The following is a 26,585-nucleotide window of genomic DNA, read 5'->3' on the forward strand; positions in this document are numbered from 1 at the left end:
CCCTCTTGTTGGGGCAAAAAAACGAGACTGCTTCGGAAACGAATATACGACCTCGCGGTGACTCCTTTGACCGGTCATTCCGAGCGGCAAAGCGGCGAGGAATCTCAGAGACTGCTCCGGAGACGAAACTCCGAGCTCGCAGTGACTCCTTTTGTGGGTCATTGCAAGCGAAGCAATCCCGTTTTCCTGGAAAACCCGGAGTACATGCAGGGTGATGTAGAGGCTTGCTCTTCCCCAGGAGAGCTTCGGGGCAAGGCTCCTAAGGTCAGTTCGGGGTGGGGAACCTCTCTGGTGGTAGCTGTGGTAGACTATAGCTGGTTTACGTAGCAAAAAGAGGAGATGGGGCATGAGGGAGTTCACGGTGGTTATCGAGAAAGACGAAGACGGCTGGTTTGTGTCTACGGTGGTGGAGCTGCCCGGCTGCCACTCCCAGGGGAGGACTCTGGATGAACTCATGGAACGAACCAGGGAAGCTATAGCAGCCTACCTCGAGGCACTGGGGGAAGGGGAGACGGAAACGCATATTGAATTTGTGGGTGTGCAGAAGGTAAAGGTTTGAGCCCCAGGCTTCCGAGGGTCTCCGGTGAGGAGCTTCTGCGATTCCTGCAGGATAGGAGTTTTGCTGTGGTGAGGGTGAAGGGAAGCCACCACGTTTTGAGGAACGCCGCCGGGAAGATAGTGGTTGTTCCCGTTCACAGGGGTGAGACTCTGGGGATAGGTCTTTTAAGGAAAATCCTGCGTGAAGCCGGAATTTCTCTAACGGATTACCAGGGTTATTTCCTGGGCTGATAATCCAGAAAGGCCGCTTCGGTTTTTCCTGAGCCCTCCTTTGTAAAGCTGCGGTAACACGTTGGGAAAGGGGTGCTTCTCTACCCAGACCTCCTGTGTGAGTTTTTCTGTTGGCTTTTCTCCGGATACCAGTGTTTCGAAGCCCTTCTTGTGTCCGTGAGAAATGAGGAAAGGAGTAAAGTTATGACTTCGAAGTAACCCCTTTTGTCGCTGAGGCAAAGCAGCCTCACAATCGCGAAAAGTGAGATTGCTTCGCCTTTTTGTTGTCACTGCGAGCGGAGCGAAGCAGTCTCGTATTCCCACAGGGTGAGAGAGGAGATTGCTTCGCCAAACGAAAAAGCGAGGCTCGCAATGACCAGCCTGGGGAACGAAAAGCGAGACTGCTTCGGAAACGACACTACGACCTCGCAGTGACAGCCCTTGGGCGAAAAGCGAGACTGCTTCGCAGACGATACTACGAGCTCGCAGTGACACTCCCTTGTCGGAGCAAAAAGGTGAGACTGCTTCGGAGACGAAACGACGACCTCGCGGCGACGCAATGGGGGTCACTGCGAGGGGGCAAAGCCCTCCGAAGCAATCCGGCAGTATTTTTCGCCGTTGCGAGCGAAGCGAAGCAATCTCTGAGACTGCTTCGGAGGCGATACGACCTCGCAGTGACACCTTGCCTTTGTCACTGCGAGGAGCGAAGCGACGAAGCGAAAGTCGGCGGACGTATTTCCCGCCGTTGCGAGGAACGAAGTGACGAAGCAACCTCATAGTTCTGGTTCACGTAAACACCGAAGAAGCGAAAAAAAGCGAGACTGCTTCGGAGACGATACTACGACCTCGCAGTGACAAAAGAAAAGGGGCAAAAAATGAGCTCGCAGTGACACAAGAAAAGAGCGAAACTACGACCTCACAGTAACAAAGAAGTGGGCAAGGAGCAGTCTCGTCACAGCGCAAGATGGGCAAAGCTTTTACGAAAGCCCGGGCGGCCTCAGCGTGAGGTATGCCGCGTTCTGTGCCATTCCAGGAACTCATGGGGAGGGAAGATGGTGATCCCATACTCCTCATGGACCTTTTCTCGAACTTCTCTAACGTTGAGGTCTGCATCGCCACTCAGGATTACCGAAGCCTGGTGCTCCACAGCTGCCTCGATATAGTGATTGTCTGCCTCATGGGGAGAAATGGAAAGGGAGCCACACGTTTTGACGACCCTGATGACGCCTTTGTCCTGGAGATGGGCGATTTCTTTGAGGAAGTCCTCAGGGCTGGTCTTCACACCCTTTTTCTTTGCCTGTTGCAGAAAGGAGTAGAGATCCCTGATGAATTGCTCCGGCACAAGGACCTCGTATTCCCGCAGGGCAATACTCATGGCCTGGAAGGCAGTGCCTCCGTTTTTGAGGAGCGCGGCGATGAAGACGTTGGCATCGAGGACAACTTTCAAGACGCCTTTCCTCGGGCCTTGCGGTACATTGCCTGGATTTCAGCATCATCAAGGCCTGCTTCCTCGAAGCTCTTCCTCACCCCTTCGAGGAACATCGCAAAGCGCTCTACAGGGTCAAGGGGAACCACCCGGGCCACCGGTACCCCGTCTCTGGTGACGATGACCTCTTCATTCCCCAGGATTTCCTTCATGCGCTGTCGAAAATCACGCACACTGATGAGCCGAGGCATAGGACTTCCTCACCTTTCTGCTCCCCATTATACCACACTGTGACTCAAAACCGGCCGGTGTGACCCGGCTGTGCACTTTCCGGGCTGTGTAGGCCCTTTGTGACTACCATTCCGGCGTTTCCCACACTGGCCTCCTTTGTTGCTCGGTCCTTTTCAAAGAGGAAAAACTGCTTCGGGACGATGCCGCGGCTTGCAGTGGCAGGTTGAGGGATCGTTGCAAGCGGTGCAGTCTCAGAATTGCTTTCTCAAAGAGCAGACAAGGTTCATAGCGGTGTGCTGGAGAGGTCGTTGTGGAGGCAAATCCAGAGCAAGCTGAGCTATACGGTGGGCTTTTCTTTTTCCCTGCTTCATCACCAGGTGGAATCCGGGAATAGAGCAGGACGCTGGAAAAGCAATTTTGGTTTTCCGGCGCCTGGCCCCAGGTTGCAAAACGGCAGTCACCAGGATATACCTGGTATATCCCACATGAGGAGGACGCACATGGTGCGCGTCAGGAAGTGGGGAAATAGCCTCGAGGTTCACATCCCTAAGATTTTCGCCGAACGCCTTGGCCTTGCCGAGGGGACCGAGGTCGATTTTGAGCTCTGGGAGGGGAAACTTCTCATAAAGAAAATCTCCACTCTGGAGACGCTTCTTGCCGAAGTCACCCCTGAAAATCTCCACCAGGAAGTTGACACCAGGAAGCCCCGGGGACGGGAGGCATGGTAAGGGAAAAACGATACGTCCCGGAGAGGGGTGATCTTGTCTGGTTGCAGTTTACCCCCCAGAGTGGGCACGAGCAGTCCGGGCGGCGACCGGCTGTGGTGCTCTCCCCCCCGGGCGTACAACGAGAAAGTAGGTCTGGCCCTGTTTTGCCCGGTAACTTCAAAACGTAAAGGTTATCCTTTTGAGGTTGTCCTTCCACCTGCTCTTCCGGTTCGCGGGGTCATCCTCTCTGATCAGATGAAGAGCCTCGACTGGCAGGAACAGTAAGCAGAGTACATCGCTTCGCTGCCGAAGGAGGTCATTGCGGAAGTCCTGCAAAAAGTCCGGTTACTCCTTACGGACTGACTCGCCGTGCTGCGGGATCTTCCATCACCTGGGCTCCTTTGTACTACCGTAGGAATGTGCCTCTCGTCTCTGGGGTTTTCTCTATGCTTGCAAAGGGACAAAGCTTTCAGGACAATCCGGCTTTGGGGTCGCTTTGCAGACGAAACTACGAGCTCGCAGTGACTCTCAGCCTGTCACTGCGAGGAACGAAGTGACGAAGCAACCTCATAGTTCTGGTTCGCGTGAACACCGAAGAAGCTGAAAAAGGCGAGACTGCTTCGGAAACGAAACGACGACCTCGCAGTGACCTTTGTGGGTCATTGCGAGCGAAGCGAAGCAATCCGGCAGTATTTTTCGCCGTTGCGAGCGAAGCGAAGCAATCTGAGATTGCTTCGCTCAACGAACAAACGAGGCTCGCAATGACCAGCCTGGGGGACGGAAAGCGAGACTGCTTCGGAAACGACACTACGACCTCGCAGTGACAAAGAAAAGGTCACTGCGAGGAGCGAAGCGACGAAGCAGTCCCGTATTTTTCAATGAGACGAAGGAAAGTGAGGCTGCTTCGGAGGCGAAACTGCGACCTCGCAGTGACGCCTTCGCCGGTCATTGCGAGGGGCGAAGCCCCGAAGCAATCCGGCTTTGAGACTGCTTCGCCAAACGAACAAACGGGGCTCACAATGGCCGCCCAAAAGGCGGAAGGCGAGATTGCTTCGGAGACGAAACGACGGCCTTGCGGTGATGGGAAATAGTCCTTGCGGGGGCCGAAAGCTCAAGGCGGTCTGGCTTTGTGATTGTCCTGAGGGCGATACATGGTCTTAAGCAACGTCTCTCCGTTGATCACCATAGAGACCGGGAGCCGGTGGGTGCTTCTCGTGGTTTGGGAGAAGAACTCAGGTAGGAGCCGGGCGAAGTGGTATAATCGAAGCGGTAGGAGCGAGAAGACCTGGGGTTGCGGAAAGTCGGGAAGTTTTTGGTAAGGAGAGCTATCCGTGCCCGAGCGAAGTGCCGACTGGTGGAAGCAGGCAAAGCGGGACTGCGAAGTGGCCGAGGCGATGGCACAAGCGGGCTTCTACGAGTGGGCCTGCTTTGCTGCCCAGCAAGGCGCCGAGAAAGCCCTGAAGGCCGTTTTCCAGAAGATGCACGCTGTTGTCCTCGGTCATTCTCTGAGTGAACTCCTAAAAATCCTGGGGAAGAAAGTAACGGTTAGCGAGGAACTCCTGGAATGTGCCCGTGTCCTTGACCGCTTTTACATCCCATCCCGATATCCCAACGGTTTCAGTGAGGGTAGCCCCATGGAGTACTTCACCGAAAAGGAGGCGCACCATGCCATCCTTTGTGCGCGAAGAATCCTCGGGTTCTGTGAAGGTCTTCTGGCTGGAGGAGAGAGAACTCCTTGAGGCTTTAACGAGGGAGGCACAGCGCCTGGGGGAAGAAAACCCAGAGGTTGAGCAAATCGTGCTTTTCGGTTCTCTGGCTCAAGGGCGGGCACTGCCGGGAAGTGATGCCGACCTGCTCATTGTCCTTGCTTGGAGTGACAAACCGTTCCTTGAGCGCATCGGGGAGTGGCTGACCAGAATCCGGCTTGGCTTTCCGGTGGACGTCTTCCCGTACACCAGGGACGAGCTCCACGTTCCTCTGGCGAAAGAGGCCTTAAGGACCGGCATTGTCCTCTTTACGCGGAAGAGAGTGCAGGATGGGTCATGAGGTATGGGGATTGTCCGGCTACGTGAGACTGCTTCGGAGACGAAACTGCGACCCCGCAGTGACTTCCCCCTCTTGTCGTTGCGAGGGCCGAAGGCCCAAAGCAACCCCGTAGTTCTGGGGTGCTTTTGATGCTGCTTCGGAGACACAAAGACGACCTCGCAGTGACCCCCATACTTTGTCACCGCGAGGAGCGAAGCGACGAAGCGGTCTCGCATTTCCACGAGGTGGGGAGAGGAGAGACTGCTTCGGAAACGAAACGACGACCTCGCAGTGATTCTTTTTGTTTGTCGTTGCGAGGGCCGAAGGCCTGAAGCAACCCGACGGTATTTTTTGCCGTTGCGAGCGAAGCGAAGCAATCCGGCAGTATTTTTCGCCGTTGCGAGCGAAGCGAAGCAATCTTGTACTCCTGGGTGGGACTTTTTGAGATTGCTTCGCCAAACGAAAAAACGAGGCTCGCAATGACCTCTGGCAGTCGAGACTGCTTTGGAAACGAAACTGCGACCTCGCAGTGACAAAGAAAGGGTCACTGCGAGGAGCGAAAGCGACGAAGCAGTCTCAGAATTTTCCTTGACGGAAGGAAAGCTTTGGATTAGAATTTCCCTGCCATGGTGAAGGATACCCTGAAGTCCATCATTTACGAGTTCCACACCGGGAAGCTGCCAGACCTCATAGAGCGAGACCTGGAGCTGCCCTTTGGCTCCGGGAAAATCATCTCTGTGGTGGGGCCAAGGAGGGCGGGGAAGACTTATCTCCTCTTCCAGCATGTAAAGGACCTTCTCAGGAGGGGCATTGATGTGCGGCGGGTACTCTACCTGAACTTCGAGGACGAGCGGGTGGACCTTGACGTCCATGTACTCGACTTTATCCTCCAGGCTTACCGGGAACTCTACCCGGACCTCGACCTGGCGGATTGCTACTTTTTCCTCGACGAGGTCCAGAATGTCGCCGGATGGGAAAAGTTCGTGCGCCGTCTCTACGACAGCGTGAGCCGGAACGTCTTCATCACCGGTTCAAACTCGAGGCTCCTCTCCCGGGAGATTGCCACAGCACTCCGGGGAAGGACCGTCAACTACGAGCTTTTGCCCCTGAGTTTCAGGGAATTCCTGCGGTTTAAGGGGTTTGATTTCGACCCGGAGCGAGATTTCTATAGCTCCCCAAGGCGGGCCAGGGCGATACAGCTTTTCCGGGAGTACTTAGAATTTGGGGGATTTCCGGAGGTGGCTCTGCTCAAGGAGGAACTGAAAGTACGGACCCTCCAGGAGTACTTTGAAGTGATGCTCTATCGGGATATCGCCGAGCGGTACCAGGTCCGGGACACTCTGGTGCTCAAGTACTTCCTGAAGCGGGTGGCGGAGAACTCCGGGAAGTTCCTTTCGGTGCACAAAATTTACAATGAACTCAGGTCCCAGGGTATCAAAGTGGGCAAGGACACCCTCTATGCGTATCTTGATTTTGCCGAAAGCGCCTACTTCGTGAAGCTGCTCCGGAAGCACTACCGGTCTTTAGTGAAATCCGAACTTGCGGAGAAGAAGGTCTACCTCATCGATACTGGACTTTTGCGGGGGATACGCTTTCTCCAGGAAGGCGCAGGGGTTCTCCTGGAGAACGCCGTTTTCCTGGAACTTCTGAGGTCCTCCCGGGAGCTTGTGTGCTTCAAGGAGCAAAAAGAGTGCGATTTCATCCTCGATGGAAAGGTCGCCATCCAGGTGTGTTTCTCTCTGGGGAACAAGGAGGTTGCAAAGCGGGAACTTGCAGGCCTTAAAGAAGCCTGCCGGGTTCTTGGGCTTAAGGAGGGGTATATCCTCTCTTTTGATGAGCGGGGGGAGTTCAAACTGGACGGTGACATCACCGTGAAGGTTATCCCCGCCTGTGAGTTCTTCCTGCGGGGGTTCCCCTGAGCTTGAAGCGGTGTGGCCTGGTGGTGCGTTCCCGCACCATGAGGACGTATCTTGCTCAGGCTTTTCCTCCAGGCGTTGCAGGGATGCCTCTATCCTCATGCAGCGGTTCTTTTTGCCCCGTATTATCCCGGGTTGTGGGGTGGTGGAGAACCTCATTCTCTCTGAGAGAAGGGACTGCTTCGGAGACGAGACTACGACCTCGCAGTGGCCCCTTCTTTGGTCCTTCCGAAACCGCGAAGCAGCAGGAAACCTCTGAGACTGCTTCGGAAACGATACTACGACCTCGCAGTGACAAATAAAAGGTCACTGCGAGGAGCGAAGTGACGAAGCAGCCTCACACCCTGGGAAAAAAAGATTCGACCCTGCAACATGATGACGCACAGGAAGAGTCACTGTAAGCGGGGTAACCCCAGAGGTTGCTTCACCCGAAAAATTCAGAACCTGCAATGGCGGAAAAATCAATCTGGGCCTTGTTCTCGCCCAAAATAGTCCCTTTTTCCTATGGAAAATTTCTTGAGTCCCAGGTAATCTCTCTGGTATGAGGGTTGCGATGCTTCTTTTTCTCCTTGTGCCTTTTCTTGGGGGGTGTCTTCAGGGTCCGTCTTTTGGAACCCCGGGAGGATGCGGGGTGAGAGGAAGGGTGGTGCTCCCTTCCTGCGAGGCGGTTTTCCCTGAGGCGGGAGTGGTTCTTGCGTATAACGAGAGGGGAGAGGTCTTCCGGGGTTTTCTCGGTGAAAACGGAGAGTTCTCCCTTCCCTCCTTTTCTGGCTCTTCCTGCCTTGTGTACATCAGGTGGAAGAACGTGCAGCTTGCAGGGGGATTCCATCCCCTGCAGAGGGACACCCTCAACGACCTTGGGGAGATCACTGCCTACACCACCGCACAGGTTCTCATTTATGAAGCGGCCCACAGGCTTTATCCCCAGGCAGTCTACATCCGGGACATCCCCCATTTCCTTCCTCCGGAGTCCTTTGTGGGCCTTGTGGAGGGAGCCATCCGCTCCTGCCGGGATCCTTTTTCTTCCCCTGAGGTCCTGAGAGAAGCCCAGAGGCTCGTTGAGGTATCATTTTAATCGAGCTTTCTTTTCGGTTTTTCCAGGGGCTTACCTGTGCCATCTTTTGGGGTATAATGGGTAAAGGCGAGGTTTTGCCTTGAGGGGTTGTTCATGACGACAGCCGGGCAGAGATACCTTCCCCTCTTCGACTATCTTGCTGGGCTTTGCTCGCTTTTTGGGGCTTTCTGGCTCCATTTCTTACTCAAGGGAGACGTGGCCGTCCTTCGGGCTTTCGCTTTGTCCTTCCGATGGCTCTTTGTTGCTCCCCTCCTTCAGGTCTTTCTCCACGCCCTTCTTGGCATGTACTCCAGGCGTTCTCGATCGGCCTCTTTTGGTTTTTCCCGCCTTGTGACCTCGGGTGTACTCACCTTTTTCGTCTTTACCGCGGCTCTTTTCTACCTTCGGGCATTCTTTTTCCCTCGCCTGGTGATTCTCCTCTGGATCCTCGTGAGTTTTTTCTGCTTCTTTGTCCTCCGCCTTCCTCTTTTCAGAAAGTGGCGAGACGAACGGTTCTTTGTCCTCTACCGGGGGGAGAGGGGGAGAAAGCTCTTTGAGGACCTCCGAAAGAGAAATACCTCTTCCGGGGTGGTGGTTGGGGGGACTGATATTGATACCCTGGGAGAGGAGGAGCTCCGGAAGTACCTCCGGCGTATCGTCCAGGACCTCAATATCGACCGGGTACTTCTGCTCCTTGAGCCTGAAGAGCGAGAAAAGGCAGCAGTTCTCCTCCGTGAAGAGGGTATTGATTGGGGGACTCGGGAGGCTCTGGCCTTCTTTGAGGAGCACCGGGGCCAGATTAAACTCACCCTGGCGGATCTCTTAAACTATGAGCAGATGGTCAGGGACAATTCGTACCTACCGCTCAAGTACGCCCTGGACCGGGTAGTGGCCGGAATTCTCCTAGTGCTCCTTGCTCCTTTCTTTGGCCTTCTTGCACTCCTTATCTACCTCGATTCTCCGGGTCCGGTTTTCTACTGGCAAAAGCGGGTGGGAAAAGATGGCCAGGTTTTCCGTTTATGCAAGTTCCGTACCATGGTCCCTGACGCGGAGAAAACAACCGGAGCGGTTCTCGCTCAGAAAAACGACCCCCGCGTCACCCGGGTGGGGAGGATTCTCCGCCGGACTCGCCTTGACGAGCTCCCGCAGCTTCTGAATGTCCTTCGGGGGGAGATGAGCCTTGTGGGTCCCCGGCCGGAGCGTCCGGAATTCGTCGAGCGGTGGAAAAAGCTCATTCCCTATTATGAAATACGCCTCCTCGTGAAGCCGGGAATCACCGGATGGGCTCAGGTGCGGGGAAGATACGATGAGGGGCCGGAGACAGTCTGGGAAAAGCTTGAGTACGATCTGTACTACCTGCGTAATCTCTCGCTGAGCCTGGATTTCGAGATTCTTGGTCGAACCTTCCTCGTTATGCTCCTTGGCAAGGGCGCCCACTGAGTCTCTCTGGGTGCACCGTCCTGTTTTGCTGCTACGGGGTCGTAAGTTTCTCCTTTCCCGCGTCGTCTGTGAGCCCCAGGTCTTGCTTTGGGGTTTTGCAGCCTCTATAACGGCAGGAGAGCCGTTGCGAGCCCTGTGGTGTCTTCTGGTAGAGCAGTCTCAACCCCGATTCCTTACCACTTCGTGGTGGAAGAGTAATGGGAAAAGGCCACGGCGCAAACCCCCTTATTTGTCACTACAAGGAGGAAGCAAAACAATCCGGCAGTGTTTTCTCTGCCGTTGTAGGCAAAGCAGTCTCAGAGACTGCTTCGGAGGCGATACTTCGACCTCGCAGTGACAAATGAAAGGTCACTGCGACTCTTTTCCCTACCACTGTGAGGGTTTCTTTTTGTCACTGCGAGGATTTCTTTCTCTGTCACTGCGAGGAACGAAGTGACGAAGCAGTCCCGTATTTCCACGAATGGAGGGAAAAGAAGACTGCTTCGGAAACGAAACCACGATCTCGCAATGTTCTATGTCCAAAATCAGGCCCTTTAAGGGAAAGCCTCTTTTTCGTTCTGAGCGGGGATGTGGGGAACCCGCTCCTTGAGATGGCAAAGGTCTGGCGCAGGGGTTTACTGAGTGCAGTTATCAGGTGGCCTTTCCGGGTTTCCTTCAGGAAAACAGACGCTCTTGGTTTGGGAGGCACTGAGGGCCGAAAAGCTCAAAAGATTCCTTGCAGAGTACCCCCGTGACAAGGTGGACCTGAAACCGTGTGATGCCGCAAAAGACCCCCACCGAAGCCTTAGCGGGAGCTTAAAGACACCGGTGGATAGGTTCACAGAGATCTGCAACAGGTAGGGTAGACAAAAAGGTGCAGGACCCTGTATCCTAACTCGGTGTCGAAAACCCTAAGAGAAGGGAGGCCCTGCACCTACATGAAGAGTAGCACAAAGGGAGCAAAAAGTCTATCGGCATATTCTGGAGATCCTGCACCTGGTGAGCTTCCCCCATGGAAGCTCCATTGCTAAGCTCGCTAGAATCCATGGACTCTCCAAAAAAGCCAGAATTCGCCTTGAAGTCCTCGACTTTGCTCAGCCCCCACCCTGTGGCCGTCACCTGCCGGAGGTACGGAATAGCTCGGAGTACATACTACCGGTGGAAGAAAAAGTTCAACCCCAGAAACCTCCAAAGCCTGGAAGGAAGGTCCAGAAGACCCAAAAAGGTCCGGAAGCCTCAGTGGACCTCAGAGCTTGTGGAACGGATTCAAAGACTCCGGGAGGAATTCCCCTTCCTGGGGAAAGGGAAGCTCACCGTCCTCCTCAGGAAAGAGGGTTTCACCGCTTCTTCCTCCACCGTGGGGAGGATCCTCAAATCTCTCAAGGCCCGGGGTCTTTTGAGAGAGGGAGAGAAACCGAGGAAGGTTTCTGTCACAGGGAATAGAAGGGGACACCAGAGACCCCATGCCCAGAGAAAACCCAAAGACTACGAGGTGGAATCCCCCGGGATCTTGCCGCCATCGATACTCTGGACATCCGTCCCCTTCCTGGAAAGGTGTATAAGCAATTTACCGCCGGAGATCTTATCTCCAGGTGGGCCTATTCCTCCCTCCATTCTCAAGCCACGGCCAACCTCGCCAGGGTGTTCCTCGAGGAACTCCTCAGGAAGTGCCCCTTTCCGGTGCGGGCTATTCAGGTAGATGGAGGAAGTGAATTCTATGGGGAGTTTGAGAAGGCCTGTAAGGAATACGGTATCAAGCTCTTCGTCCTTCCTCCAAGGTCTCCCAAGCTCAATGGGATGGTGGAACGGCTCAACCGGACCTTCCGGGAGGAGTTCTGGGCGCACTATGAGGATGAAGTAGATCTTGCAACCATGAGGTTCCACCTTAAAAGGTGGACGGAAGAGGTGTACAATAGGAAAAGACCACACTGGAGCTTGGGGTACAGGAGTCCCTGGGAGTACCTGAGAGACACTGGACTTGTTGAGTGTCCCACATGATGTGGACCTATACAGTGGGTTGCGAGAGTACAGAAGAGCCAGTATAATTTTCCCCGAGGAGGGGTGTCCGAACTGGCTAAGGAGCCGGTCTTGAAAACCGGTACGCCCTCGACGGGCAATGTGGGTTCGAGTCCCACCCCCTCCGCCAGGGTTTTTGAAGCACTTCCCCTCTTGCTGGGCCACCGCCCTAAAGAAAAAGAAACCCCTCTGCGAGGATTGCCGAACAAAGCCTTGCCGGGTTCTTTCGATGTCCCTTGAGCCGTTTTTCCTCTCAGGAAGGTGCCCGGTGTTCTATCGCTTGAGTTTACCTTGCCTTCTGGCCTCCATACGGCCCCAAAAAGGTATAATACCCCCAGAGTACACGAAGGAGGTGGGAAGATGCTCCTCTCGACTCTTGAGTCCATTCCCGGGAAAGAGGTCCAGGAAGTGCTTGGGGTGGTCTGCGGAAGCACCATTCGTGCCCGCTGGCTCGGGAAAGACATCGTGGCCGCTCTGCGGACCCTGGTGGGAGGAGAAATCAAAGAGTACACCGAGATGCTTGCGGCAGCACGGAAGATTGCCCTTGAGCGGATGGTGGAAGAAGCGAGGAAACTCGGGGCTGATGCCGTTTTGGGAGTGCGTCTTGCGACAAGCTTGGTCATGAGCGGGGCGGCAGAAATCATTGCCTATGGGACGGCGGTGAGGTTCAGGAATCCTTAGAAAGGTCCTCAACCCGTGCGATGTACTTCTCCACGCTGAACTTCCGGGCACACTGTTCAAGGGTCATGGGGCGGACTTTGCCGAAGATTTCCCGCTCCGGGAAGGGCCGATCGTGCACGCCCCCTGTGGCCCAGGCGATCCCGGTGTACCCGTTGGGGTCCCGCCCGTCGAGGGCGTACCGGTCGTTGAGGTCAATGGCCCGCCGGAGCGCTTCTTCTTCGTTCTCCGACCACTCGAGGATTTTCTTTGCCCAGTACATCCGCACGTAGTTGTGGATTCTCCCTGCAGAAAGGAGCTCCCTCTGGGCGGCGTTCCAGAGGGGGTCGTGGGTTTTGGCGCTCTCAAGCTCTTCAAGGGTATAAAGGTACGGTCGGTTGTCGGTCCTGTGGGCTTTGAGGGTCTCCTGAGCCCAGCGGGGGAACCCCAAAGGAGTGTCGTAGTGTTCCTCGTAAGTGCAGAAGTTCTCGGCAAGTTCCCGACGCACGATGAGCTGTTCGAGGAAGGCATCCACGCTCTCTGAGTATTTTTCCCGAAATCTCAGCACTTCTCGCGCCACCTTTTGGGCCGAAATCTGTCCGAAGTGGAGGTAGGGGGAGAGGAGGGAGGTGGCAAGAACTGCCGGGTCGTTCCGTTTTTCGGCGTAGTGGGGGAGGCGTTCCTCAAGGAACTCCCGTAGCATACGCATTCCTGCGGTGTACCCCGGGGTGCAGGGGAGTTTGGGCTTTTCGGGGAAAAGCTCAAGGAAGAGCCTCTCCCAGTCGCAGGCCCGGTGGGTAACCCCCCGGAAAGGCTGTTTCCCAAGCTTTGGGAATTCTTCCAGGAATTCCGGGAGGTGGCGGTGGATTTTCCGGCGGATGGTGAAGGCCCCGTACTCTTTCTTTGGCGAGGTCACCCAGACGGGGACGACGTTTCTTGCGTCGACCTCAAACACGGTGGCTGTGAGGTGTTCCAAAACCTCTCTTTTCCAGGCCCGAACAATTTTCAGAGGGTTGAAGTCCATAACAAGAACTGAAACTTCGAGGTCACGGACAAGGTCCGGGATGGTGTTTTTTGGCTGACCCCGAAGGAACACAAAGGGGATGTGGAGCTCGGCGAGTTCCCCCTCAACCTCCCGCAGGCCCTCAAGCATAAATAGGTACGCCCGGGGCAGGGCCCCGAGGAAATCGGGCACGAGGTTGAAGCAAACGTAAAGCGGAACATCGCTTTCTTTTGCAAGCACAAGGGCAAAGTACAGCGCCCAGTTCTCCCGGACTCTTTGCTCTCGCTGCATCCAGTAGAGGATGGGTCCTTTTCTTCTCCTTCCCGCTTTGACCAGCCGCACCCTTCTTCTGTCCATAGGACACCACTACCTGTGGCTCAGCATTTCGACGACAAGGAGAACTCCCAGGAAAGCGGCGGCGGCAAACCCGAGGATGCCGAGAATCCCTAAAACCCGTGAATAGGGGTAGTTGGTGTAGATGAGGGAGGACCCCACAAGGAGCGAGCCCAGAATCACGCTCAGGGAAAGGCGAGTGCTCATGCGCTCAATGCGCCGGTTCATCTCTCTGAAATCCTGGCTTTCCGCCTGGAGACGGATTCTCCCCGAGAGTGCGTGGGTGAGGAGCTGGTCCAGTCGGTGGGGGAGGTTTTCGAGGAGATCTTTCCAGTCGAGGACGTACTCCTCAAGGCGCCTCAGGACCTCTTCTGGGCGCATGGACTCAAGGAGGAAACGCCGCAGGGCCCCCTCAAGTTGAGGAAAGACGTTGAAAGCGGGATCAAGGAGAAGCCCTGTTCCCTCTGCCACCACCAGGGCACGCAGGAGGATGGCAAGGTGCGAGGGGAAACGGAGGCGGTGTTTCCTCGCCAGGTAAAAGAACTCGTGCACCACACTCTCTAAGCGAATCTCCTTTAGGTTCAGGGCGATGTACCGCTCAAGGACCTCACTCAGGTCCAGGCGCAGGGCAAGGGGTGAGGAGAGAGGGGCAAGGAGGAGTTCCTCCTCAAGGAGTTCCACCACCCGTTCGGTGTCCTTCTCAAGGAGGGCGAGGAGCAGCCGTACCATGGTTTCCCTTGTCTTCCGGTCCACCACCCCCACGGTCCCAAAGTCCAGGAAGACGAGATCCTGCTCGGGCAGGCGAAGGAGAATGTTCCCCGGATGAGGGTCGGCGTGGAAGAATCCGTCCTCGAAAACCATCTTGAGGATGGCCTCCACTCCCCGTTCGGCTAAGGCTTTTCGCTCTTCTTCCTGCAAAGCTTGAGTGTCAAGGTGCGTGAGGGGAATGCCCTCGATGAGTTCGCTCACGAGGACTCTCTTCGTGCAGTAGGAGGGGAACACCCGGGGGATGGTCACACCGGGGAAGTGGGCGAAGTTCTCCCGGAACCGGCGCATGTTCTGGGCTTCGGCGAGGAAATCAAGCTCCCGCAGGAGGTGTTTGCGAAACTCCAGGAACAGTTCCTCTACCGGAATACCTTCCTCGAGAACATGCATGCGGTCGGCAAGATGAAGAAGGCTCTCGAGGATTTCAAGGTCCTCAAGGATGGTCTGCTCCGTTTCTGGTTTTTGCACCTTCACTGCTACCCGGGTCCCGTCAGGGAGCTCTGCCCGGTGGACCTGGGCGATGGAGGCCGAGGCAAGAGGTTCAGGATCGAAAAAGCGAAAGACCTTTTCTAAAGGAACCCGGAACTCCTCCTCAAGCACCCTGCGAATATCAGGAAACGCGACAGGAGGTGCCTGGTCCTGGAGTTTGCGGAGTTCCCGGCAGTACTCCTCAGGGAGGAGATCAAGTCGGGTGCTCAAAATCTGGCCGATTTTGATGAAGGTGGGCCCGAGTTCCTCGAAAATCCGGCGGAGGTTCTCCTGAGGCGGATGTTTCAGAGCCTCCCGGGAGACCAGAAAGCCCAGGCGCTCCAGGAGAGGGAACCTTCTGGAAAGGAGCGGGAAACCGTAGCGGGAGAAGGTGGTGAGGATCCGGCGGAGGCGGCGGGTATGGCGAAAGGGCAAGCGATGGAGCATCAGGAGTACACCCGGCTTAAGAACTCCTGAACGAACTGGCGCAGGGGAGGCACAAGGAGTGCCGCCCCCTGGGTACGGCAGATGCTTGCGAATTTCTCCGCCTCAAGGTCTTCCCCGGCGAACTTTGCCTCTGCCACGAGGTGAACAGTGAAACCCTGCGGTCCTTCCCCAAAAAAGTTCATGGTTAGGAGGAGACGACCCTCGTTTTGTCCCTGGGAGTTTTTCGTCACCCGGATTTCCGGGTACACGTCAAACCCCCCTTTGTCCTGTCCCTCAAGTGCTTGAAAGGAGAACTCCACAATGCGCCAGGCAGTAAGCCGCACACCCGGAGCAACATCCCGGGGAAGGGGGAGGTTCACCGGGGCACCCCTCCCGGAAAGAGCATGGTGGTGAGGGTGTTCCTTGTTGCCAGGTTGTTCCTCTCAGGGGATGTGGAGATGTTGAGGGCAGCCACGGTGGTTGCACAGCGCAGGGAAAGGGGGAGAGGGTATCCTTCAAGGAGCCCAAAAATGAAGCCGGCATTGAAGTAGTCTCCTGCACCCACGGTATCGGTCACAGAAACCTGGAGGGTAGCTGCAGAAAACACCCCGTCCCTGGTGTAGGCGGTGCACCCTCGCTCACCCTGCTTGACGATGGTTCCCTTGCGGGGAAGAAGCGCAATGTCTCTCCCTCCTGCACCTTCAAGCTCCTTTTCGTTGGGAAGGAAGTAGTCAAAGAGGGGAAGGAGGGTCCGGATTTCCTCCCGCACATCTTCGGTCCAGCCTTCGGTGGGCCAACCCGTATCAAAGAGCATCGTGACACCCCGCTGCCCAAAACCTGAAAGGACGTTTCTGACCTCCGGGACCCTGAGTCCTGGTGAGAGGAAGTACCCGCAAAGAAGCAGGAAGTCTCTCTCCTCAAGGAGGGGAGATATCGCCTCCAGGTGCTCTCGTGACAGGCATTCCTGGGCTCCGAGGTCTGTGAGGAAACTCCGCTCTTTGGTCTGGGCATTCGTCACTCCCACGGAGATAGCCGTTTGCCTTGTGGGACAAAAGGAAAGGAAGTCCACCCGGATGCCTGCTTTCACAAAGTGGTTCCGGATCTCTTCTCCCAGGGAGTCTTTCCCCACCGTGGCGACGATGAAGGTTGGGACCCCTAAAGCCGCAAGCGCAAGGGAAGCGTTGCTCGCCGCTCCCCCGGGGCGCATGACATAGCCGGGGATGAGCACCTCCGTCCCCCAGTCGGGGTAGTCGGGGATACCCCCAAGGACAAGGTCAAGGCTCACGTTCCCCACCACAAAGACCTTTGGCATGGCTACTCCCTCAGAGTCGTTTTCTGGATGAGAAAAGCCTTCCCCGGCTCTATCCCCTTTTCTTCGGCCATGGTGTAGGCGAGGAGCATAATGGGAATGACCGAGAGTGCAGGAGCGAAGTATTCGTTCGGGAAGTGCAGCGGAAGGACCTTGAGGTTGTACCGCTCTTCAAGCGTTGCGCCCACAAGGAGCACCCCCACGCCCCGCCCGGCAAGCTCTTCTGCCAGACGGACCAGGAGTTCCTGGGTCTTCCCGGGAAGGGCAAGAACAATAGCGAACATGGTCTTTACGGCAAGCTCCAGGGGGCCGTGGCGGAATTGTCCCCCGGAGAAACTCAGAAACGTCTCCTTGGCGCACTCGTACATGAGGAGACACCCGTGCCAGGCCGCGCTCAGTGCAGGCCCCCGGGCGATGAGGACCCTGGTTTCTGCCCCCTGGGCAAACTCGAGGCTTTTGAGCGTTTTCTTGGTCCACTCAGGGGAAGTCCCGATGAGGCGTTCAGCCTCTTCTGCAAGGAGCTCAAGGTCTAAAGAAGCGTGGAGGAAGGTTGCTTTATCTTTTGCCTGGGCCATGGCCCAGAGGTTGAGAGTAACGAGTGTTGCGGTATGGGTTTTCGTGGCGGTAACGGCGTATTCTGTGCCGCTTAAAATGTCGATGGCTTTCGTGACCCTTCGGGCAAGGGTACTCTTTGGTGAAGCGGTGAAGGCCAGGGTCTTCGGGCGGGAAGTCAGGCGGTTGAGGATCTCAAGGACCTCGTAGGACTCTCCCGACTGCGAGAGAAGCACCAGGGTATCGACGTCCCGTATTCCCTGAAGGCCGTAGTGGAGGAGCTCTGAAGCGTCGATGTACACCACCGGGAACCCCCGGGAGAGGAGGTAGAGGTAGGCGGGATAGGCAGCAAAGAGGGAGCTCCCCATCCCCGTGAGGTAGATGGTTCCCGGGTGGTCCTCATACCAGGACACAAAGGTTTCCTCGTTCACGTAGGTTGTGGCGATACGGCGGAAGACCTCAGGCTGTTCGGCAATTTCCCGGTAGAGCTGGTTCATGGCATTTCCCTCATTTCCTGGCAAGCTGGATTTCCTTTGTCCCTTTGGCAAGAACCCCTCGCAGGGCATACCCGTACCTGGCAATGTCCTGCTTGATGTCCTCGGGTTGCCCCTCAGAAGAAGTGTACTTTGCCTCGTACACGTACACCACGACCTTTTTCCCTTCGGCGAATTCGGGGATTTCCTCGCTGAGGTTCTCAAGGAGGTTCACCCGACGAAAGTCTCCTTTAGGGAAGCGGAGAACGAAGAAGGGTTGAGGTGAGGAAATCTCAAGGGTCACGGGTTCGGTGACGTAGGTGTACTTGTCGTAGTCGGTTGAGGCCTGGACGAAGATGGTGCCGCTTCCCTGGACCTCGAGTTCCACCCGAACTTCGGGGACGTTCTGAACTTTCAGGATGTCAATCTTTCTGACCTTCACCTTTTCCACTGCAGCGAAAGCGACGCTTCCGGAAATGAGCACAGCGACAAGGCAGAGGACGATGAACTTCCGCATTCCCTTTCGCCTCCTTCGCGAGTGTCTTTTTCATTCCAATACTTTCATGGAAAAGCGCCTGTTCCCCTCAGGGGAGATGGGGCCAGGGATTCACGACCTTGCCGTAGCGGCGAACCTCATAGTGAAGGTGTGGGCCGGTGCTCCGGCCAGTATTCCCAACTTCTCCAATTTTCTGCGCCTTCTTCACCCGGTCACCGACGTTCACAAGGATTTTTGAGAGGTGCCCGTAGACTGTCTCAAACCCAAAGTCGTGGCGAATGATGATGCACTTGCCGTAATTGCCGTTCCACCCCGTAAAGACCACCCGACCTTCGGCAGCAGCCACAACGCTTCGCCCCAGCGGGGCGGCAATGTCCACGCCGGTATGCCAGGCCCGGCGGCCAGTGAAGGGGTCCCGCCGCCAGCCGTAGTTTGAGGAGACTCTTCCCCAGGTGGGCCAGCGGGAGGGAACGACTTCGAGGATCCGGTCTCTCTTCTGCGCAAGATCCAGGATTTCCTCAAAGGCCTTTCGCCGCAAAAGAATCTCCCCTCGAAGCCAGATGAGGGTATCCTCAAGCGCACGGGTGGTAAGGTCCTGAGGGGTGACCGGTGGAAGGAGCGTCTGCGAGGGGAGAGGAATGAAAGCAGCGAGTTCCGGTCCTCCTGCGCCCTCCTGGGGAGCAAGGAAGAGCCCCGCAAGGAAACGGTGCAGGGGAATACAGGTCTGTACTTCATTCGTTGAGAGCGACAGGTTCACCCCAAGCCTTTTGAGCTGAGATTGAAGGCTCTTTTCCATGACCTCCCGCACCTTCTGTTCGAGCTCCCGGAGGTTGTTGAGCTCGTTGAGCACGTTTTCCGCTTCCTTTGTGAGGTGCTCGATCCTCGCTTCCTGTTCCTTTTTCTGGGCCTCAAGGACCATGAGATTTTTCCGCATTTCCTCGATTCTCGCCATGGTGGCGAAGAGTTCCCGCTTCATCCGGGACTGGTACCAGAGGACGCCCCCGATGCCAAGGCCGATACCTACGCAGAGGATGACGAATCCAAGAAGGAGTGTCTGCCACCGCAGGTGCAGACGCCGCATCTGCCCCCGCAGGGGACTGATCCAGAATACCGTGAGGTGACGCTTCACCCTTACCCCTCCTTATTCTGCCCGCGCAATGAGTGCGTAAAGCCTTTTGAGGTCGTCAAGGTCACGGTACGCAATGGTGATTTTTCCTTTCCCCACCCGGACCCGGGTACCGAGGTAGTGGGTGAGGAGGTTTTCGATGTGCGCCTCTTCGCTTTGGGGAGGTTTTGCAGGCATCGTTTCCCGCGCTTTCTTCTGGCGGGTGAGTTGCTCGGTGTCCCGCACAGAGAGCGACCGGCTGAGGATTTCCTCAAGAAGGGCTCGCTGTTCTTTTTCAGGAAGTCCAAGGAGAGCCTTAGCGTGCCCTAAAGAGAGGGTTCCCTCTTCCACGAGCTTCTGGATATCCTCGGGGAGCTCAAGGAGCCGGAGGATGTTGGCTACCGTAGGACGCTTTTTCCCCAGGCGTTCGGCGACTTCTTCCTGGGTGAGCCCGAAGCGCTCCATGAGCCTTTTGATCCCCCGGGCAAGTTCCATGGGGTTTAGGTCTTCCCGCTGGAGGTTCTCGACGAGGGCAAGCTCAAGCTTTTTCTCTTCATCAACCTCTTCGACAATCACCGGGACGGTCCTGAGCCCTGCTTTTTTGGCTGCTCTCCAGCGCCGTTCTCCGGCGATGATCTCAAAGCCCTCAGGGCTTTTGCGCACAAGAATTGGCTGGAGGATCCCGTGCTGGCGGATGGACTCGGCGAGTTCTTCAAGCCGTTCCTCATCCATATGGGTGCGGGGCTGGAGGTCGCTTTTGTGGAGTTTTTCGATGTCAACCTCCTGGATGGTGCGGTTCCCAAAAAGCCCAGCTCCCGGGATGAGTGCCTCAAGTCCTTTACCGAGACCACGCTTTGTCATGGACCCTCTCCAGAACCTCCTCAGCAAGTTCCCGGTACGCCTGAGCCCCCTTTGAGGTTCCTTCATAGAGCGTGATGGGTTTCCCGTAGCTTGGGGCTTCGCTCAGGCGGACGCTCCGGGGGATGATAGAACGAAAGACCTTTTCCTGGAAGACCCTTCGCACCTCGTCCACCACCTGCTGGGAGAGGTTGGTGCGGGGGTCGAACATCGTGAGGAGCACCCCCAGAAGCTCAAGGCGGGGGTTTAAGGCGCTCCGGACCATGGTGATGGTGGTCATGAGCTGACCCAGCCCCTCAAGGGCGTAGTACTCGCACTGGATGGGGACAAGAACGGCATGGGCAAAAGTCAGGGCGTTGATGGTGAGCAATCCTAAAGAAGGAGGACAGTCCACGAGAATCCAGTCAAAGCTCGGCACAAGGTGCTTGAGTCCTTCCTTGAGACGGGTCTCCCGGTTGGGCAGGGTGGCGAGTTCCACCTCTCCTCCTGCCAGGCGGATCGTGGCAGGCAGAAGCCAGAGGCCCTGGACCTCGGTCTCCTTGAGGAGCTCTCCCGCTTCCACGCCGTTGATGAGGAGGTCGTACACGCACTGGGTGAGGGTTCTCCGCTCAATGCCCAGGCCGCTTGTGGCGTTCCCCTGAGGGTCGATATCCACGATGAGCACCTGTTCCCCCCGCTCGGCAAGGCACGCCCCCAGGTTCACGCAGGTTGTCGTCTTCCCCACGCCGCCTTTTTGATTGGCCACTGCAACTGCTGTCCCCATAGGCGTTCCTATTGTAACACAAAGTTTTTTCTGTCCTCAACACGGGAAGAATCCGAAGAGAACGAGCACCCAGCCGAGAACGTTCCCTGCGAGGATCCAGAACAGGGTTCCCTTTCTGGGTTCCGGATCAAGGGCAAAAAGGAACGCAAGGGGAAGGGAAGCAAAGGGAACTGTAAGGTGAGGCGCAGGGAGGGAGAGAACGAAAATGCCCCAGAAGATCAGAGCACGGAGGGGTCCGGAGAACAAGGCGGCGAAGAGAAAAGGCAGTGCAAGGAGAAAGTTCTGGGCGCATGGAGTCATGCTTTCGCCCCTGAGGAAGGCTTCAAGGGAAAACCCCGGGTCCTGAAAGGAAATCCATGCGTACCCTTCATAGACCCAGCCGAAGAAGGGTGTTATGCTCTGGAAGACGAGGAATGGGAAAAGAGCAAGTGCTGCAAGTGTTCCCCGGCGATACATTGGTACCCGGAGAGAACAGGCCTCGCAGGACGCAAAAACGGGCGAAAGCCAGAGCCCCAGAGGGTGGAGGCAGGCGCCAAAACCAAAGGCGAGGTTTCCCAGAAGAAGCCTTTCGAGGTTCTCCTCCGCGACGCTCTGGAGAATCGCAGAGAATCCCAGGGCAGCAAAGAGGGAGAAGAGTGTCAGGGCAGGTCGCATCAGGGTCCCGAAGAGGAAGACCGGAGAAAGGAGGACAAGGAGGGCAGAGTGGAGGTTCCCCCGCTTTACCCCGACAAGAAGGAGTGCCCAGGCAGTACTCCACCCGGTGACAAGGGGGAAGTATTCGCGGAAGGCCAGAGCAAGGAGCAGGGGAAACGGAGGATAGGTGGTGAGTATTCCCCGGGCGGGGTCAGGGAGGCTCCGGATTGAAAGCAGGCGAAGGAGGAAAAAGCGAACCTCTGGATTTACAGGGGTTCCCCGGGTGCTGATGATGCCCAGAAGGGCTGCAACGCCCAGTGCGCCGTACAGCGCGCCTTTCTGTCTCATCGTTGCTTCCCCCTGTGGAGCCCGTGAACGGTTTTTTCCCAGAAGAAGGGCCGGGAGAAGAGCTGCCCAATGCCTTTCCAGGCAGCTACACCTGCAAGCATCCAGTACAGGGGGTTGAGAAGGGCAACAGGCAGGAGCTGGTCGAGGTTTCTCCGGAGGACGGCAAACATCGAGAAGTAGACACCGAGGAGGTTTCCCACAAAGAGGTTCACCGCACCGATGCACAGGAGCGCTCCGGAAAAGTAGGCGTTGAGGAAGCTCCCGCGAGTTGCAAGCCACGCGAAGAACACCCCCCAGAGCATGAGGGAGGCAGCATACCCAAGAGGTGTTCCACCGATGAAAAGCCAGAGGGTCAGGAGTCCTCGAACGCCTGAGGCCCGGAGGGCGTAAAGGGGTCGCCTGGTGTGGACGAGGAACGTCTGGAGATACCCCTTGAGCCACCGGGATCGCTGGCGAATCCAGTTTCTGATTCGACTGTTGGCTTCTTCGCGGGTTGTGGACGGGAGAATACCAACCCGAAAGCCCCGGTAATGTGCCCGCATGCCGAGATCCGCGTCTTCGGTCACATTGAAGGGATCCCATCCACCAAGATCCCGCAGGGCCTCGGTCCGGAAGTGGTTTGACGTTCCCCCAAGGGGGATAGGGAGGCGAAGGTGAAAGAGTCCGGGGAGGAGGTAATCGAACCAGAAAGAGTACTCCAGGGTGAACAGGCGGGTGAGGAGATTCTGGGTGGGGTTGTAGAAGTTCAAAGCTGCCTGGAGGCAGATGCACTCTCTGGGGAGCTTTGAGAAGGCGACAACGGCTTTTTTGAGCTGGTCTTTTTCGGGGATGTCTTCCGCATCGTATATGGTAAGGAATTCTCCCCTTGCAAAGGCAAGACCGAAGTTGCAGGCCCGGGGCTTTGTTTTTGGGTTTCCCCGGGGGATAAGGATGAAGCGGACGTTGTAGGGAGGACGAGCTTCCTTGCAGGCCTGGAGCGTTTCTGCATCGTCTTCCTCGATGAGGAAGAGCACGTCAAGCTTTTCCTGGGGGTAATCAAGGGAGCGGATGGATGCCACGAGTTGCTCTAAGACCTCTTTTGGTTCCCGGTGGAGGGGCAGAAGGATGGTATACACGGGGAGTGTGCGGGGATTAAGGGAAGCCAGGTCCTCTCCAGTGATTTCGACGGACTCTATTTTTCCTGCTCCCCGTATTCCCACGATGGTTTTGAAGAGGACATGGGAGAGGAAAAGGAAGTTCATGACCGCGAAGAGTGTCCGGATTGTAGCCTGTGGCGCGAAGAATGCTCCGAAAAGAAGGGCGAAAAGCACCGCAGTGAGGGTTCCCCATTGCCAGGGAACGAGGGGAGAGGCGGCTGACTCTTCCGGGGCTCGGAAGAAAAGCCCGGTAGTGGCTTCGGCGAGAAAACGCTCTTTGAAGAAAAAGTGGAGGAGCCAGTCGAGTTCGTAAGGGGTGATGAGGATCTTGGTTACGGGGACCTGGGGGAAGGTCTCCTCAAGCCAGATGTCCTGGGCCCTGTTGTCGGGAAAGGGGGTGAGGATTTCCAGCACGCCGTTCTCAATGCGGCGGGGGAACAGGGCAAGGCCAAGGAGGTCTTGGGGGTCAAAACGAAGGACAAGACCCGGGTCGATACTCTCAAGGAGCTTCTCGAGGTCCCTTCCTGCATAGAGGTAATTGCCCTGCTCGGCCAGAGCTTCATAGAGCGTTACCGGGTGCACGAGGCCCCGGGAGACGAGAATTTCCCCAAGAAGCCTTCCACTTTCTTTCTGAAGGCGCAGGGCCTCTTCGAGTTCTTCCTTGCTGATATACCCCCGGGATACAAGGATGTCGCCAAGGAGTTTCCGGGTCATAGCGGTCTTGCACGGACGAGCTTCCGGTACAGGGTAAGGCACCATACGAAAAGGACGACACAGGCACCGGCAAAGATCAGGAGCCGCCACCGCAGGAAGGCTTCTTCGAGGGGAAAAGCAGTGCGTACGGCCACAAGCGTTTCTCCCCAGCCCTTCGGGGTGAAGAGCGCCACATTCCCCTTCATGGCGCGCAGCGTTCCTGCGCCCGTGAAATGCGTGAGGAAGGCACTGTAAGCAACGTCTCTGCGCCCGATGGGGGTGAAGATGAGCGCCGGTTTCCCCAGGAGTTTTTGTGCTACGAGCACTCCAAGTGGCGTATCAGGGGTGAGGACAGAGGCTTCAAGGTATGGCAGGGGAGCGAGTACCAGGGCTTCATCCTTGCGGGAGACGGGGGTCTGCGAGAGCAACTTCCCTTCTCTGTCGAAAACGAGGAAGTATTCCCGAAGCACAGGTGGTGGGGTGAGGACGAATCGGAAATCCCGTTCCTTGAGCGCTTTGAGAAAGGCAGGGAGAGAGAAGGACAGGGGTTTCCGCCGTGCCCCGGGAATGGTGTGCACCACCTCAAGGGCAAGGGGAGTTGCGTCGATTTCCCGGAGGGCACTGTAGAGTCGTGCCATCACTTCGACTTCTTCGAGGGAGGGCTTTTCAGGAAGGACAACCCAGGCCTTTCCGGAGAACACCGTGGGGGCGTCGGCAAAGGTAATGGTATCCGGAACTCTCCTGAAGGTGCCGGAGAAATACGACTGCTCAAAGATTGTGGCTTCAAAAGGTATGGTTCCCCGCCGGCATTCTCCAACTTCCGGGAAGTACGAGAAGACAATGTCAAGAGCGTTTTCCCGCCCGAGAAGCCCCGGAGGGAGGAAAACGGTGTCTTTCTGGATACCTCTCCGTGTTGCTCTTGGAATCTTCCGGGTGAAAACGAGATTGCCGTTGAGGAAGACCTTGAGCAGCGCTTCCCCCTTCGGGGTCTCTGGAAGGGGCGTGCTTGAGGAAAGAAGGGTCAGGTGAAGGGAGGCAGGGATCCCGCCGAGATCTGCAAGGGTGAAGTACACCGTTTGCCGGAGTTCTCCAATGCCCCGGAGGGTCGTACTCCGCATGCCGAAGTCCCGGAGGGTGTGTTTTCTCTCAAAAAAGAGAGGCAGACTCCAGACCTTGAAGGAACGGTCCACGAGGAGCGAGGCTTCAGCAAGAACGCCCTGTACCCCCTGCGGGGTGAGATACAGCGTCGACCCGGAAAGCTCTATGTCCCGAAGGCCTCTTTCTCGAAGAACGATGGAGAGTTCTCTGGTATCCCCTTTTTCGGGGAGCCTTGGGGGCAGCGTTGTGGTGGTGACTTCCCGCCGGGAACGGCGGAGGAACGCAAAGAGCTTCAGGTACGCACCGAGGAGTTCTTTCGGGGACAGGTCTTCAGGGAGAAAGATGCGAATACGCGAGGCAGGGAAACGGAGGAAGTCCCGGACGGTCCAGCTCACTTCATCGAGATCCGCAAAGAGACGACTTGCTTGACGGATGCGGACGAAGAGGTCCCGGGAGAGAAGGTCCTCACAGAGGTTCTCGCTCCGCCAGAAGTTTCCCCGGATGTCAACTGAAAGTGTGTCTTTGAGCTCGAACCCCTCAAGGGGGGTGAAGGGGATCTGAACACGGTGTTCCCCGGGGCGAACTTCCCAGGAGGCAAGGAGGACCCCTTCGGCGTATACTGAAAGCGTTGCGCCACGGGGGAGAGCCGGAGAGGCAACGTACTCCAGAGAGAGCACCGTTTCTTTCGGGCGCATCCCGGGGACGACTGGGAGGTAGAGGGAAACAGAGGGTTCCGGGCCCTCGAGGATGATATCTCCGGGGATGCCGGTCATTTCCCGGAGCGTCCAGGAGAACGGTGTTGCCACTCCCTCCCTGCACAGGAAGAACACGAGGCAGAACAGTACTGCACAGGCAAAGACGCTGCGCTTCATCTCTTCTCCCCTCCATCAAAGGTACACTCGAGTTTCCTGAAAAACCGCTTGAAGTGTGTGATGGCTGGAATACGGCCGGGGTCCTCAGCGTGTATCCGGGCAAGATGCATGCTCAGCCAGTCTCCAAAGGCCACAAGGGATAGAGCACGACACATAGGTGTTGTTCCCTGGGCCCATACTTCAGAGGTTTTGCAGTCTCTCTTTGCCACATGCCTCAGGTATGCTCGGGCCATGGTGGTGCAGAACTTTGGTTCCTCTGGATCGTGGAGGAAGACAAACGACAGGGGCAACGTCTCAGGATGTGCAAACCCCACGATTTCATTGTGCATGGCTTCAGGAAGTATGCTTGCGAAGGCCACGTGCTTGGCGTTCTCATTGCACTGGGTCTTGAATCGCCAGGCGGCAAAATCTGTGGAGTGTTCGATGCCCACGAAGACCGGAATGGTACCCGCTATGTCCCTTGCTATGCGGTACGGGGAACTTGCAGGTGAAGCATACGTGGGAATGATTTCCTCGAGGTACTTCCCCGTCTCTTCAAGGTCCCGGGCGAAAGAGAGTCCGGGGAAGAGTCCCTCAAAAGCCCCAAGGAGCCCTCCGACCATGTACCCCAGGGCAAATCGGGGTTGCAGGCCCCCGGGGAGGGGCACAAAGACGTCCTCTTCGTGTTTTTCCCTTTCAAGCGTACCTCCCTGGGAAAGGAGAAGCAGCAGCGCTTTTCTTTCCCGAGCTTCCCGGGTAAGGGCCAGGGTCTCTTCGGTGTTCCCCGAGTACGTGGAGGCTATACACAGGGTATTTTCGTCAACCCAGGAGGGTAGGGGAGGAGAGGAGATGGTATGGAAAGGAAGCGAAAGAGAAGGCCTGAGGACATGGGCAAGAATCCTTCCACTGATTCCTGAACCACCGATGCCGCAGAAGAGAATGCCCTTTGGCGGGCGGGCAAGGGGTTTTGTGGCGGATGCTTTCCCCCTTCGATACCCCTCGGAAATGTGCTTCGGGAAATCGCAAAGGAACGATTCCACCATCTCCCCCCTTCCT

At 56.6% G+C, this 26,585-nt stretch carries 25 protein-coding genes, 1 tRNA gene and 2 pseudogenes; 13 read left to right on the forward strand and 15 right to left on the reverse strand.

What is annotated here, in order from left to right; translation table 11 throughout:
• The first annotated feature begins 346 nt into the window (after window positions 1-346).
• A complete protein-coding gene (locus ACPT9Q_RS06370) occupies window positions 347-559 on the forward strand; it encodes a type II toxin-antitoxin system HicB family antitoxin (protein ID WP_427365288.1) in 213 nt (70 codons plus the stop codon).
• A complete protein-coding gene (locus ACPT9Q_RS06375; protein ID WP_427365289.1) occupies window positions 556-789 on the forward strand; it encodes a type II toxin-antitoxin system HicA family toxin in 234 nt (77 codons plus the stop codon). The genes ACPT9Q_RS06370 and ACPT9Q_RS06375 overlap by 4 nt, the downstream gene beginning before the upstream one ends.
• A 976-nt stretch (window positions 790-1,765) precedes the next feature.
• Here the strand turns inward: ACPT9Q_RS06375 and ACPT9Q_RS06380 are convergent.
• Both ACPT9Q_RS06380 and ACPT9Q_RS06385 read right to left on the reverse strand, forming a co-directional pair.
• A complete protein-coding gene (locus tag ACPT9Q_RS06380) occupies window positions 1,766-2,215 on the reverse strand; it encodes a putative toxin-antitoxin system toxin component, PIN family (RefSeq protein ID WP_427365290.1) in 450 nt (149 codons plus the stop codon).
• Window positions 2,212-2,445: a type II toxin-antitoxin system Phd/YefM family antitoxin gene (locus ACPT9Q_RS06385; protein WP_427365291.1), complete on the reverse strand. Its 234-nt coding sequence runs from the start codon at window positions 2,443-2,445 to the stop codon at window positions 2,212-2,214. Before ACPT9Q_RS06385 ends, ACPT9Q_RS06380 begins: the two co-directional genes overlap by 4 nt.
• Before the next feature lie 480 nt (window positions 2,446-2,925).
• Here ACPT9Q_RS06385 and ACPT9Q_RS06390 point away from each other — a divergent pair, with 480 nt between their 5' ends.
• The 11 genes and pseudogenes from ACPT9Q_RS06390 to ACPT9Q_RS06440 all read left to right on the forward strand — a co-directional run bounded on the left by ACPT9Q_RS06390 (window position 2,926) and on the right by ACPT9Q_RS06440 (window position 12,243).
• Window positions 2,926-3,153 (forward strand): AbrB/MazE/SpoVT family DNA-binding domain-containing protein, encoded by a 228-nt coding sequence (locus ACPT9Q_RS06390; protein ID WP_427365292.1) that lies wholly within the window; start codon window positions 2,926-2,928, stop codon window positions 3,151-3,153.
• A pseudogene (gene mazF, locus ACPT9Q_RS06395) lies at window positions 3,147-3,495 on the forward strand (endoribonuclease MazF). Before ACPT9Q_RS06390 ends, mazF begins: the two are co-directional and overlap by 7 nt.
• Window positions 3,496-4,463: 968 nt before the next feature.
• Window positions 4,464-4,871 carry a HEPN domain-containing protein gene (locus tag ACPT9Q_RS06400; RefSeq protein WP_427365293.1) on the forward strand — a complete coding sequence of 136 codons (408 nt, stop codon included), beginning with the start codon at window positions 4,464-4,466 and terminating at the stop codon, window positions 4,869-4,871.
• Window positions 4,834-5,178 (forward strand): nucleotidyltransferase domain-containing protein, encoded by a 345-nt coding sequence (locus tag ACPT9Q_RS06405; protein WP_427365294.1) that lies wholly within the window; start codon window positions 4,834-4,836, stop codon window positions 5,176-5,178. The genes ACPT9Q_RS06400 and ACPT9Q_RS06405 overlap by 38 nt, the downstream gene beginning before the upstream one ends.
• A 605-nt stretch (window positions 5,179-5,783) precedes the next feature.
• Entirely contained in the window at window positions 5,784-7,076 is a 1,293-nt protein-coding gene (locus ACPT9Q_RS06410) for an ATP-binding protein (protein ID WP_427365295.1), read from the forward strand.
• A gap of 550 nt (window positions 7,077-7,626) precedes the next feature.
• Window positions 7,627-8,148, forward strand: a complete 522-nt coding sequence (locus tag ACPT9Q_RS06415) for a hypothetical protein (RefSeq protein WP_427365296.1) — start codon at window positions 7,627-7,629, stop codon at window positions 8,146-8,148.
• A 93-nt stretch (window positions 8,149-8,241) separates the two neighbouring features.
• Window positions 8,242-9,567: a sugar transferase gene (locus tag ACPT9Q_RS06420; RefSeq protein ID WP_427365297.1), complete on the forward strand. Its 1,326-nt coding sequence runs from the start codon at window positions 8,242-8,244 to the stop codon at window positions 9,565-9,567.
• A gap of 1,024 nt (window positions 9,568-10,591) precedes the next feature.
• A pseudogene (locus tag ACPT9Q_RS06425) lies at window positions 10,592-10,858 on the forward strand (helix-turn-helix domain-containing protein); the annotation flags it as partial.
• A 242-nt stretch (window positions 10,859-11,100) separates the two neighbouring features.
• On the forward strand, window positions 11,101-11,544 hold the full coding sequence (locus tag ACPT9Q_RS06430; RefSeq protein ID WP_427365298.1) for an integrase core domain-containing protein: 444 nt from the start codon (window positions 11,101-11,103) through the stop codon (window positions 11,542-11,544).
• Between the two features lie 57 nt (window positions 11,545-11,601).
• Window positions 11,602-11,692, forward strand: a tRNA-Ser gene (locus ACPT9Q_RS06435).
• Window positions 11,693-11,922: 230 nt separating this feature from the next.
• Window positions 11,923-12,243, forward strand: a complete 321-nt coding sequence (locus ACPT9Q_RS06440; RefSeq protein ID WP_017873772.1) for a heavy metal-binding domain-containing protein — start codon at window positions 11,923-11,925, stop codon at window positions 12,241-12,243.
• Here ACPT9Q_RS06440 and phrB read toward each other — a convergent pair.
• From phrB to ACPT9Q_RS06505, 13 genes are all read right to left on the reverse strand, one after another.
• The gene (phrB, locus tag ACPT9Q_RS06445; RefSeq protein WP_427365299.1) at window positions 12,230-13,579 is read right to left on the reverse strand and encodes a deoxyribodipyrimidine photo-lyase; all 1,350 of its coding nucleotides are present in this window, start codon (window positions 13,577-13,579) and stop codon (window positions 12,230-12,232) included. The genes ACPT9Q_RS06440 and phrB overlap by 14 nt on opposite strands.
• A gap of 9 nt (window positions 13,580-13,588) precedes the next feature.
• Window positions 13,589-15,235: an ABC1 kinase family protein gene (locus ACPT9Q_RS06450; protein ID WP_427365300.1), complete on the reverse strand. Its 1,647-nt coding sequence runs from the start codon at window positions 15,233-15,235 to the stop codon at window positions 13,589-13,591.
• Window positions 15,235-15,594 (reverse strand): hypothetical protein, encoded by a 360-nt coding sequence (locus ACPT9Q_RS06455; protein WP_017873769.1) that lies wholly within the window; start codon window positions 15,592-15,594, stop codon window positions 15,235-15,237. The genes ACPT9Q_RS06450 and ACPT9Q_RS06455 overlap by 1 nt, the downstream gene beginning before the upstream one ends.
• Window positions 15,591-16,526: a PfkB family carbohydrate kinase gene (locus ACPT9Q_RS06460; protein WP_017873768.1), complete on the reverse strand. Its 936-nt coding sequence runs from the start codon at window positions 16,524-16,526 to the stop codon at window positions 15,591-15,593. The genes ACPT9Q_RS06455 and ACPT9Q_RS06460 overlap by 4 nt, the downstream gene beginning before the upstream one ends.
• Window positions 16,527-16,528: 2 nt before the next feature.
• Window positions 16,529-17,572 carry an SIS domain-containing protein gene (locus ACPT9Q_RS06465; RefSeq protein ID WP_427365301.1) on the reverse strand — a complete coding sequence of 348 codons (1,044 nt, stop codon included), beginning with the start codon at window positions 17,570-17,572 and terminating at the stop codon, window positions 16,529-16,531.
• A gap of 10 nt (window positions 17,573-17,582) precedes the next feature.
• Entirely contained in the window at window positions 17,583-18,065 is a 483-nt protein-coding gene (locus ACPT9Q_RS06470) for a hypothetical protein (RefSeq protein ID WP_427365302.1), read from the reverse strand.
• A gap of 67 nt (window positions 18,066-18,132) precedes the next feature.
• Complete coding sequence (locus tag ACPT9Q_RS06475) at window positions 18,133-19,173, reverse strand: peptidoglycan DD-metalloendopeptidase family protein (RefSeq protein WP_427365303.1); 1,041 nt, start codon at window positions 19,171-19,173, stop codon at window positions 18,133-18,135.
• A gap of 12 nt (window positions 19,174-19,185) precedes the next feature.
• Complete coding sequence (locus ACPT9Q_RS06480; protein ID WP_427365304.1) at window positions 19,186-20,010, reverse strand: ParB/RepB/Spo0J family partition protein; 825 nt, start codon at window positions 20,008-20,010, stop codon at window positions 19,186-19,188.
• On the reverse strand, window positions 19,988-20,770 hold the full coding sequence (locus ACPT9Q_RS06485; protein WP_017873082.1) for an AAA family ATPase: 783 nt from the start codon (window positions 20,768-20,770) through the stop codon (window positions 19,988-19,990). Before ACPT9Q_RS06485 ends, ACPT9Q_RS06480 begins: the two co-directional genes overlap by 23 nt.
• Before the next feature lie 36 nt (window positions 20,771-20,806).
• A complete protein-coding gene (locus tag ACPT9Q_RS06490) occupies window positions 20,807-21,751 on the reverse strand; it encodes a hypothetical protein (protein ID WP_427365305.1) in 945 nt (314 codons plus the stop codon).
• Window positions 21,748-23,601 carry a glycosyltransferase family 2 protein gene (locus ACPT9Q_RS06495; protein WP_427365306.1) on the reverse strand — a complete coding sequence of 618 codons (1,854 nt, stop codon included), beginning with the start codon at window positions 23,599-23,601 and terminating at the stop codon, window positions 21,748-21,750. The genes ACPT9Q_RS06490 and ACPT9Q_RS06495 overlap by 4 nt, the downstream gene beginning before the upstream one ends.
• A complete protein-coding gene (locus tag ACPT9Q_RS06500) occupies window positions 23,598-25,550 on the reverse strand; it encodes a cellulose biosynthesis cyclic di-GMP-binding regulatory protein BcsB (protein WP_427365307.1) in 1,953 nt (650 codons plus the stop codon). The genes ACPT9Q_RS06495 and ACPT9Q_RS06500 overlap by 4 nt, the downstream gene beginning before the upstream one ends.
• Window positions 25,547-26,572: an SIS domain-containing protein gene (locus ACPT9Q_RS06505; protein WP_427365308.1), complete on the reverse strand. Its 1,026-nt coding sequence runs from the start codon at window positions 26,570-26,572 to the stop codon at window positions 25,547-25,549. The genes ACPT9Q_RS06500 and ACPT9Q_RS06505 overlap by 4 nt, the downstream gene beginning before the upstream one ends.
• Window positions 26,573-26,585 lie beyond the last annotated feature (13 nt).

This window comes from Candidatus Caldatribacterium saccharofermentans (genome assembly GCF_050267035.1).
Lineage (GTDB): Bacteria > Atribacterota > Atribacteria > Atribacterales > Caldatribacteriaceae > Caldatribacterium > Caldatribacterium saccharofermentans.

Bases quoted from the DNA above. Each gene is read 5' to 3' on its own strand.
- ACPT9Q_RS06485 (WP_017873082.1), bottom strand. From the start codon at position 20,770: ATGGGGACAGCAGTTGCAGTGGCCAATCAAAAAGGCGGCGTGGGGAAG.
- ACPT9Q_RS06465 (WP_427365301.1), bottom strand. From the start codon at position 17,572: ATGAACCAGCTCTACCGGGAAATTGCCGAACAGCCTGAGGTCTTCCGC.
- ACPT9Q_RS06470 (WP_427365302.1), bottom strand. From the start codon at position 18,065: ATGCGGAAGTTCATCGTCCTCTGCCTTGTCGCTGTGCTCATTTCCGGA.
- ACPT9Q_RS06415 (WP_427365296.1), top strand. From the start codon at position 7,627: ATGCTTCTTTTTCTCCTTGTGCCTTTTCTTGGGGGGTGTCTTCAGGGT.
- ACPT9Q_RS06440 (WP_017873772.1), top strand. From the start codon at position 11,923: ATGCTCCTCTCGACTCTTGAGTCCATTCCCGGGAAAGAGGTCCAGGAA.
- ACPT9Q_RS06390 (WP_427365292.1), top strand. From the start codon at position 2,926: ATGGTGCGCGTCAGGAAGTGGGGAAATAGCCTCGAGGTTCACATCCCT.
- ACPT9Q_RS06505 (WP_427365308.1), bottom strand. From the start codon at position 26,572: ATGGTGGAATCGTTCCTTTGCGATTTCCCGAAGCACATTTCCGAGGGG.
- ACPT9Q_RS06450 (WP_427365300.1), bottom strand. From the start codon at position 15,235: ATGCTCCATCGCTTGCCCTTTCGCCATACCCGCCGCCTCCGCCGGATC.
- ACPT9Q_RS06460 (WP_017873768.1), bottom strand. From the start codon at position 16,526: ATGCCAAAGGTCTTTGTGGTGGGGAACGTGAGCCTTGACCTTGTCCTT.
- ACPT9Q_RS06490 (WP_427365305.1), bottom strand. From the start codon at position 21,751: ATGAGACAGAAAGGCGCGCTGTACGGCGCACTGGGCGTTGCAGCCCTT.
- ACPT9Q_RS06495 (WP_427365306.1), bottom strand. From the start codon at position 23,601: ATGACCCGGAAACTCCTTGGCGACATCCTTGTATCCCGGGGGTATATC.
- ACPT9Q_RS06385 (WP_427365291.1), bottom strand. From the start codon at position 2,445: ATGCCTCGGCTCATCAGTGTGCGTGATTTTCGACAGCGCATGAAGGAA.
- ACPT9Q_RS06420 (WP_427365297.1), top strand. From the start codon at position 8,242: ATGACGACAGCCGGGCAGAGATACCTTCCCCTCTTCGACTATCTTGCT.
- phrB (WP_427365299.1), bottom strand. From the start codon at position 13,579: ATGGACAGAAGAAGGGTGCGGCTGGTCAAAGCGGGAAGGAGAAGAAAA.
- ACPT9Q_RS06410 (WP_427365295.1), top strand. From the start codon at position 5,784: ATGGTGAAGGATACCCTGAAGTCCATCATTTACGAGTTCCACACCGGG.
- ACPT9Q_RS06370 (WP_427365288.1), top strand. From the start codon at position 347: ATGAGGGAGTTCACGGTGGTTATCGAGAAAGACGAAGACGGCTGGTTT.
- ACPT9Q_RS06500 (WP_427365307.1), bottom strand. From the start codon at position 25,550: ATGAAGCGCAGCGTCTTTGCCTGTGCAGTACTGTTCTGCCTCGTGTTC.
- ACPT9Q_RS06480 (WP_427365304.1), bottom strand. From the start codon at position 20,010: ATGACAAAGCGTGGTCTCGGTAAAGGACTTGAGGCACTCATCCCGGGA.